At 31.2% G+C, this 17651-nt stretch carries 15 protein-coding genes; 9 read left to right on the top strand and 6 right to left on the bottom strand.

The window, feature by feature from the left end:
• Nucleotides 1-46: 46 nt before the first annotated feature.
• Together pfkA and gap are read left to right on the top strand one after the other, a co-directional pair.
• Complete coding sequence (gene pfkA / locus BTO06_RS10410; protein WP_100925246.1) at nucleotides 47-1033, top strand: 6-phosphofructokinase; 987 nt, start codon at nucleotides 47-49, stop codon at nucleotides 1031-1033.
• 32 nt (nucleotides 1034-1065) lie between these two features.
• A complete protein-coding gene (gene gap / locus BTO06_RS10405) occupies nucleotides 1066-2058 on the top strand; it encodes a type I glyceraldehyde-3-phosphate dehydrogenase (protein WP_100925245.1) in 993 nt (330 codons plus the stop codon).
• Between the two features lie 193 nt (nucleotides 2059-2251).
• On the opposite strand, the gene BTO06_RS10400 is transcribed toward gap, so the two are convergent.
• From BTO06_RS10400 to BTO06_RS10375, 6 genes are all read right to left on the bottom strand, one after another.
• Nucleotides 2252-2965 (bottom strand): hypothetical protein, encoded by a 714-nt coding sequence (locus BTO06_RS10400; protein ID WP_100925244.1) that lies wholly within the window; start codon nucleotides 2963-2965, stop codon nucleotides 2252-2254.
• Nucleotides 2966-2995: 30 nt separating this feature from the next.
• Complete coding sequence (locus tag BTO06_RS10395) at nucleotides 2996-3466, bottom strand: outer membrane beta-barrel protein (RefSeq protein ID WP_100925243.1); 471 nt, start codon at nucleotides 3464-3466, stop codon at nucleotides 2996-2998.
• 425 nt (nucleotides 3467-3891) lie between these two features.
• Nucleotides 3892-6684: a CHAT domain-containing protein gene (locus BTO06_RS10390; protein WP_100925242.1), complete on the bottom strand. Its 2793-nt coding sequence runs from the start codon at nucleotides 6682-6684 to the stop codon at nucleotides 3892-3894.
• A 56-nt stretch (nucleotides 6685-6740) separates the two neighbouring features.
• Nucleotides 6741-7391 carry a hypothetical protein gene (locus BTO06_RS10385; protein ID WP_157811808.1) on the bottom strand — a complete coding sequence of 217 codons (651 nt, stop codon included), beginning with the start codon at nucleotides 7389-7391 and terminating at the stop codon, nucleotides 6741-6743.
• Nucleotides 7392-7463: 72 nt separating this feature from the next.
• Complete coding sequence (locus tag BTO06_RS10380; protein ID WP_100925240.1) at nucleotides 7464-7847, bottom strand: RidA family protein; 384 nt, start codon at nucleotides 7845-7847, stop codon at nucleotides 7464-7466.
• Between the two features lie 11 nt (nucleotides 7848-7858).
• Nucleotides 7859-10573 carry a putative LPS assembly protein LptD gene (locus BTO06_RS10375; RefSeq protein ID WP_100925239.1) on the bottom strand — a complete coding sequence of 905 codons (2715 nt, stop codon included), beginning with the start codon at nucleotides 10571-10573 and terminating at the stop codon, nucleotides 7859-7861.
• Nucleotides 10574-10664: 91 nt separating this feature from the next.
• On the opposite strand from BTO06_RS10375, the gene BTO06_RS18950 reads away from it, so the two are divergent.
• The 7 genes from BTO06_RS18950 (at nucleotide 10665) to BTO06_RS10340 (ending at nucleotide 17650) form a co-directional block, all read left to right on the top strand.
• Nucleotides 10665-12059: an N-acetylmuramoyl-L-alanine amidase family protein gene (locus BTO06_RS18950; RefSeq protein WP_100925238.1), complete on the top strand. Its 1395-nt coding sequence runs from the start codon at nucleotides 10665-10667 to the stop codon at nucleotides 12057-12059.
• Nucleotides 12060-12125: 66 nt separating this feature from the next.
• Entirely contained in the window at nucleotides 12126-13091 is a 966-nt protein-coding gene (locus BTO06_RS10365; protein WP_100925237.1) for an MlaD family protein, read from the top strand.
• Between the two features lie 91 nt (nucleotides 13092-13182).
• On the top strand, nucleotides 13183-14499 hold the full coding sequence (locus BTO06_RS10360; protein WP_232731444.1) for a (Fe-S)-binding protein: 1317 nt from the start codon (nucleotides 13183-13185) through the stop codon (nucleotides 14497-14499).
• A 70-nt stretch (nucleotides 14500-14569) separates the two neighbouring features.
• Complete coding sequence (locus tag BTO06_RS10355) at nucleotides 14570-15349, top strand: (Fe-S)-binding protein (RefSeq protein ID WP_100925236.1); 780 nt, start codon at nucleotides 14570-14572, stop codon at nucleotides 15347-15349.
• Nucleotides 15350-15360: 11 nt separating this feature from the next.
• A complete protein-coding gene (locus BTO06_RS10350; protein WP_100925235.1) occupies nucleotides 15361-15978 on the top strand; it encodes a hypothetical protein in 618 nt (205 codons plus the stop codon).
• Between the two features lie 7 nt (nucleotides 15979-15985).
• The gene (menA, locus tag BTO06_RS10345; RefSeq protein WP_100925234.1) at nucleotides 15986-16936 is read left to right on the top strand and encodes a 1,4-dihydroxy-2-naphthoate octaprenyltransferase; all 951 of its coding nucleotides are present in this window, start codon (nucleotides 15986-15988) and stop codon (nucleotides 16934-16936) included.
• A 36-nt stretch (nucleotides 16937-16972) separates the two neighbouring features.
• Nucleotides 16973-17650, top strand: a complete 678-nt coding sequence (locus BTO06_RS10340) for a metal-dependent hydrolase (protein ID WP_100925233.1) — start codon at nucleotides 16973-16975, stop codon at nucleotides 17648-17650.
• The last annotated feature ends 1 nt before the right edge of the window (nucleotide 17651 follow it).

Here is a 17651-nt window from a genome sequence, read left to right as displayed (position 1 = left end):
TATCAGTGAATATTGTAAATAAGTAAGTAAATTTGAAATCGAACATATGGGAAATAAAATAAAAAAAATAGCGGTTATGACGTCAGGAGGGGATTCTCCTGGAATGAATGCAGCCATTAGATCTGTTGTTAGAGCATGTGCTTATTATCGAACAGAATGTATAGGAATTTACAGAGGTTATCAAGGAATGATTGAAGGTGATTTTGTTACGTTGTCAGCAAGAAGCGTAAACAATATCATTCACAAAGGAGGTACGATTCTAAAATCAGCGAGATCAAAAGAATTCATGACTAAAGAGGGTAGACAAAAAGCTTACGAAAACTTAAAAGAACATGAAATTGATGGACTAGTTGTTATTGGTGGAGATGGATCTTTTACTGGAGGAGTTGTTTTTAATGGAGAGTATGATTTTCCTGTGATTGGAATTCCTGGTACTATTGATAATGATATCTACGGAACTTCTCATACACTAGGTTATGACACTGCTTTAAACACGGCAATGGAAGCAATCGATAAAATTAGAGATACAGCTTCTTCGCATAATAGACTATTCTTTGTAGAAGTTATGGGAAGAGACGCAGGTTTTATAGCTTTGAATGTAGGAGTTGGAGCTGGTGCCGAAGAGATTTTAGTGCCAGAGGAAGACTTAGGATTGGAAAGAATGTTAGAGTCTTTAAAGAAAAGTAGACGTTCAGGTAAATCTTCGAGTATTGTTGTCGTAGCTGAAGGTGATAAATCTGGTAAGAATGTGTACGAATTGGCAGATTATGTTGAAGAGAATATGCCAGAATATGAAGTGCGCGTATCAGTTTTGGGACATATGCAACGTGGAGGATCTCCATCATGTTTTGATAGAGTGCTGGCTTCAAGGTTGGGAGTGAAAGCAGTCGAGTTTTTAATAGATGGACAATCAAATTTAATGGTTGGTTTACGGGATAATAAAGTAGTAGCAACGGATTTAGAAAAAGCAATAAAGGGACAGAATTCTATTGATAAAGAATTACTGAGAGTGTCAGATATAATGACAACATAAACAGATTAGATATATAAACAAACAAATTAGAAATGATAAAAATTGGAATTAACGGTTTTGGAAGAATTGGACGTTTAGCTTTTCGTTCTGCAATCCAAAGAGATAATGTACAGGTAGTAGCTATAAATGATTTATTAGATGTAGATTATTTAGCTTATTTGCTAAAATATGATTCTGTTCATGGTCGCTTTAACGGAACTGTTGAGGTGAAAGATGGGAACTTAATTGTAAACGGTCAAACAATTAGAATAACAGCCGATAGAAATCCAGCGAACTTAAAATGGGATGAAGTTGGAGCTGAATATGTAATTGAGTCAACTGGATTCTTCTTAACAAAAGAAAAAGCAGGATTACATATTAAAGGAGGAGCTAAAAAAGTAATTATTTCAGCTCCATCAAAAGATGCTAATATGTATGTAATGGGAGTTAATCATGAAGAATTATCTGCCGATGAGGCGATTTTCTCAAATGCTTCTTGTACAACAAACTGTTTAGCGCCTTTAGCAAAAGTAGTACATGATAATTTTGGTTTAGTTGAAGGATTAATGACTACAATTCACTCTGCAACTTCAGGACAAGATGCAGTTGATAGTCCAAATTCTAAGTGGAGAAGAGGACGTTCTGTATTAAGAAATATGATTCCTACTTCTACTGGAGCTGCAGTAGCGGTAACAAAAGTAATTCCTGAGTTAAAGGGTAAATTAACAGGTATGGCTGTTCGTGTTCCTACTGCAGATGTATCATTAGTAGATTTAACTTTTAGAACGGAAAAGGAAACTACTTTAGAAGAAATTTTAGCTAAATTAAAGGAGGCTTCTGAAGGTTCGTTTAAAAATATTATTGGGTATACTGATGATGAAGTAGTGTCACAAGATTTTGTTTCTGATATTAGAACATCAATTATTGATGCAGGTGCAAGTATTGAATTAAATGGTAATTTCTTTAAAATTATCTCTTGGTATGATAATGAGTATGGATACGCAACTAAAATTGTAGATTTATTGGAGCACTCGGCTTCTATGTAAATATTTGTTAAGTTTAAATGATGAAAAAAACCACATAACAGATATGTGGTTTTTTGTTTTTAAGAACTAATTAATATTTTGACAAACAAAATTAATTCAAAATATTGGCCAAATAGGGAAACAAAAGACTCATTTAAAGTTAAATTTAGATGAGTCTCTATTAATTCAAAAAATTGAAATGAAAACGATTGGGTTACCAAGAGAATGTTTCCCCAGTTTCATAGTTTATTAAAGTTCCATTTCCACTGGCATTCCAAGTACATTTTACAGTAAGCGTATTATCTTCGATTATCTCTAGTATACCAGAATTATCGCTATTTACAATCAAAATATATTGAGATCCATTACTATCTTTAAGATCTAAAGTCGCGGTTCCGTTAATGTAAGTCCATTTCATTGTTAAGGAAGTTCCGCCCATATCATACATATTTAGTTCAGCAAGACTTTCATCTTTTAAGCTAAATCCATCCATTACTTTACCTGAATAACTTGGACTTTCGATGGTATAACTAAACGTGTAACGATCAACTAACTCAGTAACTGTATAGTTAATTGTAGATTGTCCGTCTGACCAAGTATAGGTTTGAGAATTACTAGTTGTTGATTTTTTAGAAATTTGATTTGATTTTTGAGCTGTTGCATCGGTTGGAACGTTAAAAAAAGCTGAGAAGACCAACCCGTAATTTTTAACTAGATTAATATATGTTGCCGTTGTTTGAGCATTGGTATCTGAACTATTTGCCAGACCATTAGGGATTTCTATATTATTAATTTTTTCTTGAAATCCTTGCATTACTTCAGACAAATCTTTGTCTTCAATGTTATCAATATTTTTCTCATCGTTATTACTGCAAGCAGACAATGCAAATACACCGATAATTATTAGTAAGTTTTTTAAAATTTTCATAAGTTTCTATTTTAAATTATTGTGATTTTATTACAAATGGTAAAGTACTCCTACACTAAAAGTTGCTTGATCAAACGTGCTTAAGACGTATTTAGTTTCGAAAATCCCTGTGAGTGATGATGATAGTTCGTAGTTTAAACCACCACCTAAATTAAATCCAATTTCTGTTGTTGAAATACTGTTCCCTAAGACGGTTGCACTTGATCGAGTTAAGTTGATACCAGCCAGAGGATATAAGGATAAACCATTATTTTTTGAAATAATATAATGAGCATCAGCATTTATTCCTAACACTGAAGTACTAGCTCCTTGCACACTTTCCCCAAAGAAGTAATTTATAGATGGTGAAGCTAAGAATTTTTCTGATATTTCAATTGTGGCTTTTGCACCTATACCAAAGTCTGTATCTGTTCCATAAATTGCTTGAATTCCAATTTTAGTTTGAGAATACATGATAGTAGTTGCTACTAAAAATAAAAAAGTAAATGTTATTTTTTTCATCTTATTTAATGTTTATACTTGTTAGTGATGAAAAAAGCTCAAAGGTTAACACTTTTTTTATTTTTATTTAGTTGAGGTAAGTCTGTCTTAGTTATACTGGGCTTTTCGTAGACTAGAAAAAACTTATTTTTTAAGTAAATGGTTTAGAATTAAAGAAAAGTTAATTCAAATTAAAAAATATTTATCTTGAGTTTTTTTTAATGAAAAGCGTAAAATGTTAAGCTTTAATTGAAATTTTATCTTTTCTAGTTTCAAATAGATTTATTTCTTTAGTTATATGATTCAATATTTAATGATATAGGGATTGAAATAATAAATATTGGTGATCATTACTAGCTTTTTAATTCAACGAGAATTAGAAAGCTTTTTTGTAAAGAATCATCTGTTTCTTTCTCAGATGATATAAGTATAGAGACTCCAGTTTTTTAGCGTTTTAGTTGGTAGTTTCTTATCAGTACAAATAGTCCAACGGCAAATAAAACAACTATAATCCAACTATATTTGGTTGATGAAATTATAGGTTTTGTATCACCATTAATTACAAATCCTGCCCAATAAAATGGATGTTTTAGTTTCTCAATGGTCGTGTTTAAATATTCCCTTTTAGCTCTTTGTAATGCAGTTTTTTTATTTTCTCCTCTTTTCAATTCTTTATAAAAAAAACTCATAATTTCCGATGAAGAACGATCATTTACTTTCCACAAACTTTTAACTAAAGATTTAGCACCAGCATAAGAAAAAGCTCTTGCCAGACTAATATTACCCTCGCCATTTTCCAATCTTCCAATTCCTGTTTGACATGCGCTTAAAGCAACTAAATCTGCATTAAGCTTGGTATTATAAATATCTTTAACATACCAAAGATTACTTTCTTTTTGTGTTGGTGAAAAGGCTAAATAAGAAAAGTCAGGATATTCATCGTTTGCAGAAGCATGGGTTGCAAAATGTAAAACCTGATAATCTTTGAGTCGATTTTTGATTTTATTTAAAGTAGCGTTTTTACCAATTATTGTATCCGTATTAAATATTGTCGCGATATTATGTACCTCCTTGGTGTTAAAAACTAGAGGACTAAAATTAGCTCTTGTTTCCTTACTTGTCATATTGTAAAACTCAGGTGCTATTGCAAGAATTTTTTTCTTTGTTGATTTTTCAGATTGAATTTTATCTATTTCAGCTAATAGAGTGAAAGAATTACCATAACTAATGGCGGTAGAATTTAATAAGTAATTGGTTTCGGAAGAAGAAATTGATAATGCTTCAAAAGGAATATAATATAAGAGTCCATCAGGTAATATAGTAATGTCAGATTTACCTTTTAATATGTTAGGGATTAATTTATTAAAAAGAGAGAATACCTTAGCAGTATCGTATTTACTTTTGAAATTGGAAACCACTTCATAAAAATTTGAAAGTTCTTTTTGAAACTCTTGACTATTCTCAAATCTTAATAGATCAACTTTATCATTGGTGATTATAAATTGATAAATATAATCCTTGCCGTAAAGGAATGATAATTTACCTTCATCCTTTTTTAGTCCTTCTTTAACAGTATCTAAAGAAACTACTTCGTAATTGTATTTTAGATTGTGATATTTGGGTTGATTTTGTTTGATAGAATCTAGAAAATTATTGTGTAACTCTCTCGCTTTAATTAATTCTTTTTGTTTATTTCTTGAAGTTTTAGAAATATAAATATCAGTTTCTAACTTAGAAATATTTGCTTGAAGTTGCTGTTCTCTATCAATAATTTTTTGAGGAATATTATCGAATTTTAAAGCTTTCGTAAGGTTTAACGCTTCCAGTAATTGGGTAGATTTACTTTTCTCTAAAATGTTAAATGCATCATTTAAATACTTTTTTGCTCGGGTTGAGTTGTACAATAAAAAACATTGATTTAAAGCTGTTTCATAAATTGGATAAATGTCATTTATTAAAAATTGTTTGTCATTTTTATTTTCTAACCTAGGTTTAATTACATTTAAAACATCCAGTGCAAATTTACTCACGTCCAAGGCTTTATCTAAGTCTTCTATATTTGATGTTTTTTCAAAAACTTTGGTGATGATTTTTGATTTTAAATGTAAAATTTCGATGGTATTATCATTGATTAATATATCGCTTACAGAAGAGATTGAAGAAGACTTTTTTTGTAAACTAAGGTTCTGTAGGGATTTATTAATGTAAGTTAAAGCTTGATTAAAATCATTGGCTAAATAATAGGTGTGGGCTATTTTCTTTAGAATTAGAGCAATATCGATATGTCTTTCATTGTTTCTATATGATTTGTAATGTTTTAGAGATTGTTGGTAGTAATTTAATGAGTTAGTATATTGCTCTTTTCTTGCGTAAACATCTCCGTATAATTCTAAGAGAATTTTATAAAATGGATCTTCCTGTCTATATAGATTTTTAGATTTTGATAAAAGTTCAATTGCTTTATCAGTTTTATCTATAGTTATATAACAGTTAATTAAGGCTTGATAAGACGCGATTAAAGAGTTCGTGTAAGATTTATTTTCATAAAAACTGACAATTTCCTGCAAAAGAACAGTACCATTTTTATATTCTTTTCTAGCATTGTAAATATTTGCGAGATACCCTTTAAGTAGCATTTTTCTAGATTCAACATCTTGGAAATATTTCGGATATTGATCTAATAAAATGGCTGCTTTTTCATTAAAATTTTCTGCAAGATTATACTTTCCTTCACTAATGTAAATATTAGTTAGAAAGGAATAAATACTGGCTAGATTTGTAATGCTCTCATGAGTTTTCTGAGATTTCAACGAATCATATAACTCAAGAAAAAGTGGTTTTGCTCTTTTGTAATCTCTTAATTTATAATAATAATTTCCTTTATTTAATTGGAATAAGGCAAGAGTTTCGGAGTAGGAAGTTGAACTTAAAGAATCTTTAAAATTAACCAATAATGACTCAAGTTCGTTTAAGTTTTTCTTTAAAACGGGTAAATTATAATGATAGTCACTAACATAAATAATATATGATAAAAGATTGGCTTGATATTCGTACCACTGTTGGTGTTTGCTAATTTTTAATGCATTATTAAAGTAATGATAGGCACTATCCTGATTTGAATATAAGAATTGATAAGCCTTATTTGTATAAACTTTAAAATTTACATCATTGATAGAATCGTTTTGAGAATAAGAATAATAGAATAGTGGGAGGAATAAAAAAAGTAGTTTAGCTTTCATAATCCATATAATATGGAAGCTAAACTACTAATTTTTTAATCAATAGAACTAAAATTCTATTCGATATAAATGTTTAAACTGTATGATATTTTCTTCTCCTGGTCTACATCATATTTATCGATACTTAATATAGCATTTCCTCTATAATCTTTTTTATCTAATTTTACCGCTGGAAATCCTTCGAAATTTTCTGCAGCAAATAATTGACTATTTTCGCTTATTTCTTCTCCTTCTTCCGTTACAAGTTTGATCGAAACTTCTTTGATATTATTATGAAATAATATAAAATCAATATGTTCAAATGATATTCTACAACTAATAGTTTTTTTAGGACATGGAACTGGAGGAGGAGGAAGTTTTGGCATAACAGGACGAATTCGGACATATTTAAGAATCCTTTCGTTTTCCTCGATTTGTTTTTGTAAAAGCTCTAATTTTTCAATATAGTCTTCATCTCCCTGCTCTATTTTGAGTAAATATGCTTCTTTAAGAACATATAATTCGGTAATCGTAGATTCTAAATAATAGGCATACAAGTGCTCTTCATAATAAGTATTTTCGAGATTTGCTTCTTCCTCTAAAGATTTTTGAGCTACTTTAAGTTCTGAACTTTGTTTTTCGTTTTCCAGTACTTCAGTGTCCGTATTATTAGAGCACGAAAAAATTAACAAGGGGGTAACGAGTAGTTTTAGTATTGAAATTTTCATTTTTTTATTTTAAATGTTCCTATCCTTTTGTGTAAGTAATACTTCAAAGGTTAACAGTTAAATAAAAAAACTTTAACTTTTAATTGCAATCATGCTGATTTCTACATTTACAAATTTCGGTAGGTTAGCAACTTCAACAGTTTCTCTCGCGGGTGCGTTCTCATCATTAAAATAAGAACCATAAACTTCGTTTATTTCAGAAAAGTTATTCATGTCTGAAATAAAAATAGAAGTTTTGATAACATTTTCAAAAGTCATTTCCCCAGCTTGTAAAACGGCTTTCATATTTTCCATAACTTGCTTAGTTTCTGTTTTAATATCATCTAAAACTAATTCTCCAGTTTTTGGGTTAATGGCAATCTGACCTGAGGTATATAATGTGTTTCCTGATAAAACTGCTTGATTATATGGACCGATAGGAGCTGGTGCTTTTGTTGTATTGATTATTTTTTTCATAAATTATTCGTTTAAAATAAGCGTCTGTCTGGCGGTTGATTTTTATCCCATTTTAAGTCGCTTAACATTGATGATTTTATTCCGATAAAGAAATAGTAAGATGTAAATCTACCGAAAGGAGTCCAGTTGAAATTAAACCTCCAGCTATCTAAATCTCTACTAAAATTAAATGTCGCATTTGTAAAGGCTCCATCTGTAAAACTATACCCAGAATTTACTCCGAGTTTCCATTTTGGAGTAAGATCTATACTACCATTGAACGAAGTAACATGGTTTCGAATTCCAGAGAAATTATAGCCATTATTGTTATATATTATACTATAATTAAAACTCAAATTCCAAGGCATTTTATTCCGATAGAGATCTGCTGTTTTCTCTTCTTGCTTGCCTTGGTTTCCCGAAGAAGCTCGATTTGCAAAGCCTCTATTTGGGTTTATATTTGATCCTAAAACGTCAGGTAAATTATTACCATCGTTATTTTTATCATCTTTTTTTTCCGAATCGTCCTTCTTTTCAAAATCTTTACTTGAAAAAGCGTATCCAGTTGTTAATGCTAAATTTTCAAGTCTGAAAATTGCTTTGTTAAACTTATCAATTTCAACACCATTTTCTGTTACTTGATATGGGTTTAAAGTACCTGTAAAGTTTAGAACCATTTTGTTCTTAAAAAACGGAATTCCCATATTGAAATTTACATTACTCCAACGGAGGGAGTCTCCAGCAATATTATAACTAGTGTTAAAATTTAAGTTGTTAATAAGTGTAACTTTTCTATCTTTTTCATCGCTATCTTCATCTTTTGGACTAATCTTGGCTTCAAGTTTATTGTTAACAGCAAATGTCAACCTATTTTGTATTCCTCCAGTTGGTTGTCCAAAAATTCCACCTTCAAATTGTGTGTAAGTAAGAAAATCATCAGGCTCATCACTTCTAGGAACCGTTAATTGATATTTAGAAGCAAGATCAGGAGTATAGTTCCACGTAATCGTCGGTGTTATGGTGTGTCTTAAAGCTTTTAAGCGTCCTTTACTAAATTCAAAGTTTCCGTAAATAACAGTACTTAAGGATGTTCCAAAATTATAACTATTGAATCTATTAAATCCACTAATGGTATCATTCACAACAGTTCCTTGATTTTCATTAGCTTCATCTGGAATTGAAGTGTCATATCTCTTATTAATTTTACTAAAATACCAAACGTCTCTGTAGTTAAAAACAGGTGTTAAAGTAAAATATTTAAAAGCTTTCATATTGGTGGTAGCACTGATTGCGTGTTCAATCCCAGATTTTGATCCTTCAAACATTTTTGAAGTTAAAAAATCATCTTCGGTAGTATTTACATCCAATCTACCTTTTACATTGTATGTGGTACCTATTCTCTGAATCGCATTTTTCTTCACTCCTCCTTTTCCTGCAAATGGATAAATTCTATCCATGTTTATTTGGACCGAAGGCAATGTCATAGTTACAGTTTCGTTATTCGAATTTTGTTGGTGACTTAGGGTAATGGTTGTATTAAAAGGAGTACCAACAAATTTTTTGTAATAACTAATAGAGGAGTTAAAACTATTATTGAATTGCTGGTTTTGATCAATTTGATTTAAAGATTGTCGGAAGAATTGGCTGCTACTGCTAATATTAACCTGCGCAGATAAGTTTGAGTTCGGACTTGTCTTCGGATCTTGTCTGTGATTCCAAGAAATGTTGTAATTGGCGGATTTTGAAAAATCACTAAAACCTTTAATCCCATTGGTCAAGTTTTGATATCTAAAACTAAGTCTCCCAGAATATTTATATCTCTTTTTGTATGCAGAATTAGAATTGATTGCCCAACTTCCATTAGAATATATATCCCCAGTAAGTTCAAGATCGAAATAATCGTTTAATGCAAAATAATACCCACCGTTCTGTAAGAAAAATCCTTGCTGATTGTTTTCTCCCCAAGTAGGAATTATAAATCCAGATGTCCTTCCTTGTGTTAACGGAAAGTATGCAAAAGGCAAGTATAGAGGTGTAGGCACGTCGGCCAAAACTAAATTACTTCCTCCAACAATTATCTTTTTTCCTGGTACCAATTTCGCTTTATTTGTTGAAATATAGTAGTCAGGAATTTTCTTTTTTGAAGTAGTAAATCTTAATTTACTCATATAAACCGTAGAGTCATTAATTCTTTTGGTTTTTTCACCGTAAGTAATCATTTCTCCTTGTACAGTTTTAATACCATAAATTAAGGCTTTTTCACTTTTGAAATTATATAAAATAGAATCTTGTTCTGACTCTTGATTTCCTTGTTTGAAAATAGGGCGTTGTACATAACCTGTGCTATCTTTAATTCCCGTGGCGTAAACAGTATTGTTTTTGTAATCAATGATTATTTTTCCAGCTTTTAAATTGATGTCACCATAATCAACTTCTGCTTCGTTATATAATGTGATGGTTTTGTTTTTTGCGTTTTGTATGGTATAATCTTGAGCGTTGTGAAGAATGTCGTATTGAATCGCTTCTTTTGGTTTTATGATAGAATCTGTTTTAGTTGAATCTACTTCAATTTCAGTTTTTACTCCTTTTTTTAAGTCGATTTGAGTTTTTTTACTGATTGTTTTCACAGAATCTTTTTTGATCACATTCTGTTTTGGAATATCTTTTTTTCCAATCTCCTGAGCTAAACCTTTTTGAAAACAAAAGAAGGAGAAAACTAAAAGTATGTACAATGAATTTGCTTTCAATCCGATAAATGCTATTTTTGTGTCACATAAAAGTATGGCTCAATCTTTGGAGCACCAAATTTCAGAAGCCAAAAATAGTTAAATTTTATTGATGCAATTCTTAAAATTCAGCAAATATAAAACCAACACTTCAGCATTGTGTTTTCTTTTGTTTTTGATACTTTTTATTTCGAACAATACGAGAGTTGATGCACAGAAGAAATATATCGTCGTGCTAGATGCCGGTCATGGAGGGAAAGATCCAGGTAATTTAGGAAATGGGTATAGAGAAAAGAAGATTGCCCTGAAGGTAGTTTTGGAGGTTGGTAAAATTCTTAAGAAAAATAAAAATCTTAAAGTAATTTACACACGAGATAAAGATGTCTTTATTGAATTACATAATCGTGCGAAAATAGCAAATGATAATAAAGCTGATTTGTTTGTTTCGGTTCATTGTGATTCATACACAAACCCAAAAGCACATGGAGCAGGTACTTTTGTACTAGGATTAAGTGGTAATAAGCAAAATTTAGAAATTGCGAAAAGAGAAAACGCAGTAATTCTTTTAGAAGATAATTACAAACAGAATTATGATTACGATCCAAATTCTCCCGAATCTGTAATAAGTTTATCAATGTTACAGGAAGAGAATTTAGATGAAAGTTTAGCATTTGCAGAACTTGTTCAAGGTAATTTTAGAAGAGCTAAAAGATTCGGTAGAAGCGTAAAGCAGAATAACTTTTTGGTACTAAGAGAAACTGTAATGCCAAGCGTTCTTATAGAATTAGGGTTTCTTACAAATAAGGCAGAAGGAAAATTTTTAAATTCGGGTGCAGGTCAGTTAAGGATGGCCAGTGCAATTGCAAAAGGGATTGAAAAGTATATTGACCGTATTAAACTGAATACTGTAGAGGACCAAAAAGTTATTAGAAAGAAAATACCTGAATCGAAAAGTGATATTATAAGCAATAAAACAAAAAGGACTGACAAGCCGAATAGTTTAGTTAAAATAGGATCAGATAAAAAGGAGTTTTCAGTAGTAGTAACACCACCAAAAAAAGTAAAAGTAAAAGAAACTCCAAAGAAGGAAGTGGTTAAAGTTGTCCCAATAAAAAAAGATATTACTAGTTCCGATACAGTTGTTGCTGTTAGGAATAGTCAGAAAAAATTGATTGAGAAAGTTAAAGAGAATAAACCAACAATTGCTTCAAATACTGAGAAGCCTAAGGTAATCGAGAATAAAATTGATAAAATTGAATTCAAAGTTCAGATAGCAGCATCCAAAAGATACCTTTCTCAAGATAACTTTAATTTTCAAGGATTAGAAAACGTAGAGGTGCTTGTGATTGATGAATATTACAAATATTATTATGGTTCTTCAGAAAGTTTTACAAAAGTAAAGATAGCGTTAAAAGAAGCTAAAAAAGCTGGGCATAAAGATGCATTTATTGTGGCTTTTTTAAATGGGACTAAAATATCCCTTAGAGAAGCGCTAAAAAAACCATAATTTAGAAAAAATCTAATCTGTTCTCAAGAAAATTATTAGTAATTTCGTGGCTAGCAAACTTTGCTTATGTCAAAAGAACTTAAAACAGGAATCATAGCATTATTAATTATAGCTCTAGGTGTTTGGGGGTATAATTTTATGAAGAGACAGGACTTATTTAGTCCAAACTCACGGCATTTTTATGTTGAATATGATAATATAAATGGATTAAACGAGGCGAGTGTTGTCACTATTAATGGACTTCAAGTAGGAAAAGTTGATGCCATTAACTTTAATCCAAAACTTGATAAACGAGGTAGCTTATTAGTGCGCTTGTCATTAGAAGATGATTTTCAGTTTTCTAAAGCTAGTATTGCGAAAATATATTCAGCTGGATTAATGGGAGGTCAAAATTTAGCGATTATTCCAAATTATGAAGGAGAAATGGCAGTTTCTGGTGATTATTTAAAAGGAGAAATTGAGTCTGATTTATTCTCATCTGTTGGTGAAAAGTTGAATCCAATTCAGGCGAAGCTTGAAAATGTTTTAGTTGAAGCTGATTCACTTCTTATAGGTTTAAATCAAGTACTTGATAAAAAGGCTCGTGAAAGTTTAAATCGTAGTGTCATTGGTATCGAAAATACAGTTTCTAGTTTGAATAACACAATGGTTTCATTTAATGACATACTCGAATCAAACAAAGAAAAGATAAGTGTAACTTTTGATAACACGAAAAAGATTACAGATGATTTTTCTAAAGTTTCCGGTGATTTAGCAAAATCTGATCTTGGTGCGACTGTAAAGAAATTGGAATCGACACTTTCTAACGTTAACAACTTAATTAAAGGTATTGAAAGCGGTAAAGGAACGGTAGGGAAATTAATGTCTGATGAACAACTTTACACAAATCTTACAAACGCAACTAAAGAAATGGAAGAGTTGCTAAGAGAGATGAAACTAAATCCTAAGCGTTTCGTGCATTTTTCTTTATTTGGTAAAAAACCAAAGCCTTATAACGAGGATAAGAATAATGAAAATGTAAGTAACGAATAAGGAATTACTGAAAATAAGAAAAAAACAAACATCATAACAAACAACTATACAGTAGTTTTAATTATTTAAATTTTTATAATCAATTTTTTACATGGAAAAAATCATACCAAACATCTTTTTTGCATTTATTTTAATTGCAGGTATAGGGTATTTTGTGATGAATGTTCGAAAACTGATTCGCAACATTAAATTAGGGAAGGATATTGATCGAACTGATCGAAAACCTGAGCGTTGGAAGAATATGGCAAAAATTGCATTAGGGCAATACAAAATGGTACGCCGTCCTGTTTCTGGAGTTTTACATATTGTAGTTTATGTTGGTTTCATATTAATTAATATCGAATTACTTGAAATAGTTATTGATGGGTTATTCGGAACACATCGTGTATTTCAACCTTTAATAGGAAACGGTTTATATGGATTCTTAATTGGTTCTTTTGAAATCTTAGCATTATTAGTTCTTGTGGCTGTAATTATTTTCTGGTTTAGAAGAAATATTGAAAGAATTAAACGTTTTATGAGTGCGGAAATGGAAGGATGGCCTAAAAACGATGGAAATATTATTTTATATTTCGAAATTGTTTTAATGACATTATTTTTAGTAATGAATGCTACTGATACACCATTTCAAGAAGCCGGTGCAGGTAATGTTATTTCTCAATTTATTGCACCTTGGTTTGAAGGGGTTTCAGATAATGCACTTCATACCATTGAAAAATCAGCTTGGTGGTTACATATTGTTGGGATTTTGATTTTCCTTAACTATTTATATTATTCTAAGCATTTACACATTTTATTAGCATTCCCAAATACATTCTTTGCGAATTTAGATGCTAAAGGACAGTTTAATAATTTAGAGTCAGTTACGAATGAGGTCAAAATGATGATGGATCCAGATGCAGATCCATACGCCATGCCCGAAGAAGGTGCTGAAGATGAGGTTCCAGAAAAGTTCGGAGCTTCTGATGTTACAGATTTGAATTGGGTTCAGTTAATGAATGCTTACACCTGTACTGAATGTGGACGTTGTACATCATCTTGTCCAGCAAATTTAACAGGGAAAAAGTTATCTCCTCGTAAGATTATGATGGATACTCGTGATCGTTTAGAGGAAGTAGGAAAAAATATCGATGCCAACGAAGGTCAGTTTAATCCTGATGGTAAACAATTATTAGATGATTACATTACGAGAGAGGAGCTTTGGGCTTGTACTAGTTGTAACGCTTGTGTTCAAGAATGTCCTGTAAATATCGATCCATTATCTATTATTATGGATATGAGAAGGTATTTAGTAATGGAAGAGTCTGCTGCGCCGCAAGAGTTGAATATGATGATGACAAATATAGAAAACAATGGAGCGCCATGGCAGTATAGTCAAATGGATAGATTAAACTGGAAAGACGAATAGTAATTTCTAAGTTAATTTCAATCACTAATTTTTATTTAAATAGAAAAGTCAACTTAAACGATAAAAGATTATGAACGTACCAACAATGGCAGATATGATGGCTCAAGGAAAACAACCAGAGGTGTTGTTTTGGGTGGGAGCTGCTGGAAGTTACGACGATAGAGCGAAAAAAATAACAAAATCTTTTGTGAAGATTTTACAGCAAGCAAATGTTGATTTTGCGGTTTTAGGAACTGAAGAAAGTTCTACCGGTGATGCTGCTAAAAGAGCTGGTAACGAGTTTTTATTTCAAATGCAAGCAATGACAAATATTGAAATTTTGAATGCCTATGAAGTAAAAACAATTGTAACTTGCGATCCACATTCTTTTAATACATTAAAAAACGAATATCCTAGTTTAGGCGGGAAATATAAGGTTTATCATCATACGCAATATATCAATAAATTAATTGCTGATGGAAGATTTAGTATTGAAGGTGAAAACTTAAAAGGTAAACGTCTTACCTATCACGATCCTTGTTACTTAGGACGTGCAAACGATATTTATGAAACTCCACGAGATTTAATTCGTCGTTTAGGGGTTAAATCAACTGAAATGAAGCGTCATAAATCTACAGCTTTGTGCTGTGGTGCAGGAGGTGCGCAAATGTTCAAAGAACCCGAAAAGGGAGATATGGACATTAATATCTTACGAACAAAGGATGCCTTAGAAACGAATCCTGAAATTATTGCAACAGGTTGTCCTTATTGTAATACAATGATGACAGACGGTGTTAAATTTAATTTGAAGGAAGATCAGATCGTCGTAAAAGATATTGCAGAGTTAATTGCAGAAGCTAATAATTTATAATAAAAACAAATATGTCAAAGAAAATTTCAATCCTATTAATTGCATTATTGTCATTTGGAAAGATTGTTGCACAAGATTCAGCTTTGGATAAAATGGCAATGGAAATTTGTGAATATTTCAATAAGAATGAAAAGGAATTTAAAGATATGTCTACTTCTGATTTGACCGCTAAATTAGGAGTGCAAATGGTGCAAACTTATTTAAAGTACAAAGATGAATTAGCCAAAGAAGGAATCAATTATGATTTAACGAAAGGAAGAGCAGAAGGAGAGAAAATGGGTGCTAAAGTAGGTGTTAGTATGATTAAGTTTTGTCCTGATATATTAATGGCTATCGCAGGAGATGAAGTCTACGAAGATGAAAATGAAGTTGTTGAATCTTATTTAGAAGGTACCTTGAAAAAAGTAAGTGGACAAGATCTATATGTTGTGGAAATAAAAGATACAGACGGAAAGACTCAGAAATTCGTTTGGTTAACAAATTTTGAAGGCTCAGATCGTTTGATAAATCTAGGAAACGATGTAACAGGAACTAAGGTCGGTGTATCATACACTAATCTTGAGTATTTTTCACCAAAATTAAAAGAGTATATCGTGAGAAAGAAAATCACACGATTAGAATTTTTATAAAATTTACATGTTTAAAAACTATATTAAAGCGGCTAGGTTAAGAACCTTGCCGCTTTCTGTTTCAGGAATTATTGTTGGAGCTTATTTAGGTTCTTTTGATAGTTTTTTGCCAATATATGAGAAAATGAGAGATACGACCATTTGTATTGCAAGGGTTCCGTCATATCAATCTTCAATCTTTTGGTTGGCAATCTTAACTACAATAGGTTTTCAAGTGTTGTCCAATTTTGCTAATGACTATGGTGATGGTGTTAAAGGAACAGATAAAAACAGAGAAGGAGAAGCAAGGATGGTAGCTTCTGGTGTGATAACTCCAAAACAAATGAAAAAAGCAATGATAATGACTGCAATTTTTACCTTGGTAGTTGCAATTGGTTTAATTTATGTAGCTTTTGGAAAAGATAACTTTGGTTTCTCATTATTGTTTTTCGGTTTAGGGATTGCCTCAATTGTTGCTGCAATTAAATATACAGTGGGAAATTCTGCATATGGTTATAGTGGTTTCGGCGATTTATTTGTTTTCTTGTTCTTTGGTTTGCTTGCAGTGGTAGGAACGTATTTCTTGTACACTAAAACTCTTTCTTTTACAATTTTTTTGCCAGCATTTACCATCGGAGCTTTGAGTACAGCTGTTCTTAACTTAAATAATATGAGAGATAGAGTGAATGATGCCAAGGTTGGAAAAAATACATTAGTCGTTAAAATAGGAAGTGAATTTGCAAAGTATTATCACTATTACTTAATAGGATCGTCATTCTTGTTTGCATTTCTGTACGTTGGAATTCACTATCGAACTCCATTTCAATTTTTATTTTTGATAGCGTATATACCATTAATAAAACATTTACTTTTCGTTCATAATAATAAAGAAGAATCCCTATTAGATGGAGAGCTTAAAAAAGTAGCATTAAGTACTTTTTTATTTGCGATTCTTTTTGGGCTAGGAAACGTTTTGTAAATTTACTAATAACTTCAAACAACATTAATTCTACTTATGAAAATAACATTTTATGGTCATGCCTGTTTTGGTATTGAACTTAATAATACACATATTTTAATTGATCCTTTTATTACAGGAAATCCGGCAGCCTCACATGTAGATATTGATCAAATTAAAGCTGATTATATTTTAGTAACCCATGCGCATCAAGATCATATTCTTGATGTCGAAGCTATTGCAAAAAATACAGGAGCAACAATTGTTTCGAATTATGAAATATACATGTACTACACAGCTAAAGATTTAAAAGCACATCCTTTAAATCATGGAGGTACTTTTAAAACAGATTCGTTCTCAGCGAAATATGTAAATGCAGTACACACATCATCTTTTCCGGATGGGAGCTATGGAGGTCAGCCAGGAGGTTTTGTCATTACTTCTGAAGAAAAATCATTATACGTTGCAGGAGATACGGCAGTTACAATGGATATGAAGTTAATTCCAATGACAACTCAATTAACTGCTTCTATTTTACCGATTGGAGACAATTTTACGATGGGAGTTGATGATGCCATTATAACTACTGATTTGGTGGCTTGTGATAAAGTCATTGGATGTCATTTTAATACTTTTCCTCCAATTGAAATTAATGTGGAGGATGCAAAGAAGAAATTTGAAAGAGCAGGTAAGGAGCTTATTATTGTCGAAATTGGTGAATCTATTGAATTATAAA

The organism is Tenacibaculum sp. SZ-18, from assembly GCF_002813915.1.
In the GTDB taxonomy this organism is placed as follows: domain Bacteria; phylum Bacteroidota; class Bacteroidia; order Flavobacteriales; family Flavobacteriaceae; genus Polaribacter.
This window is presented reverse-complemented; position numbering and strand designations above follow the sequence as displayed.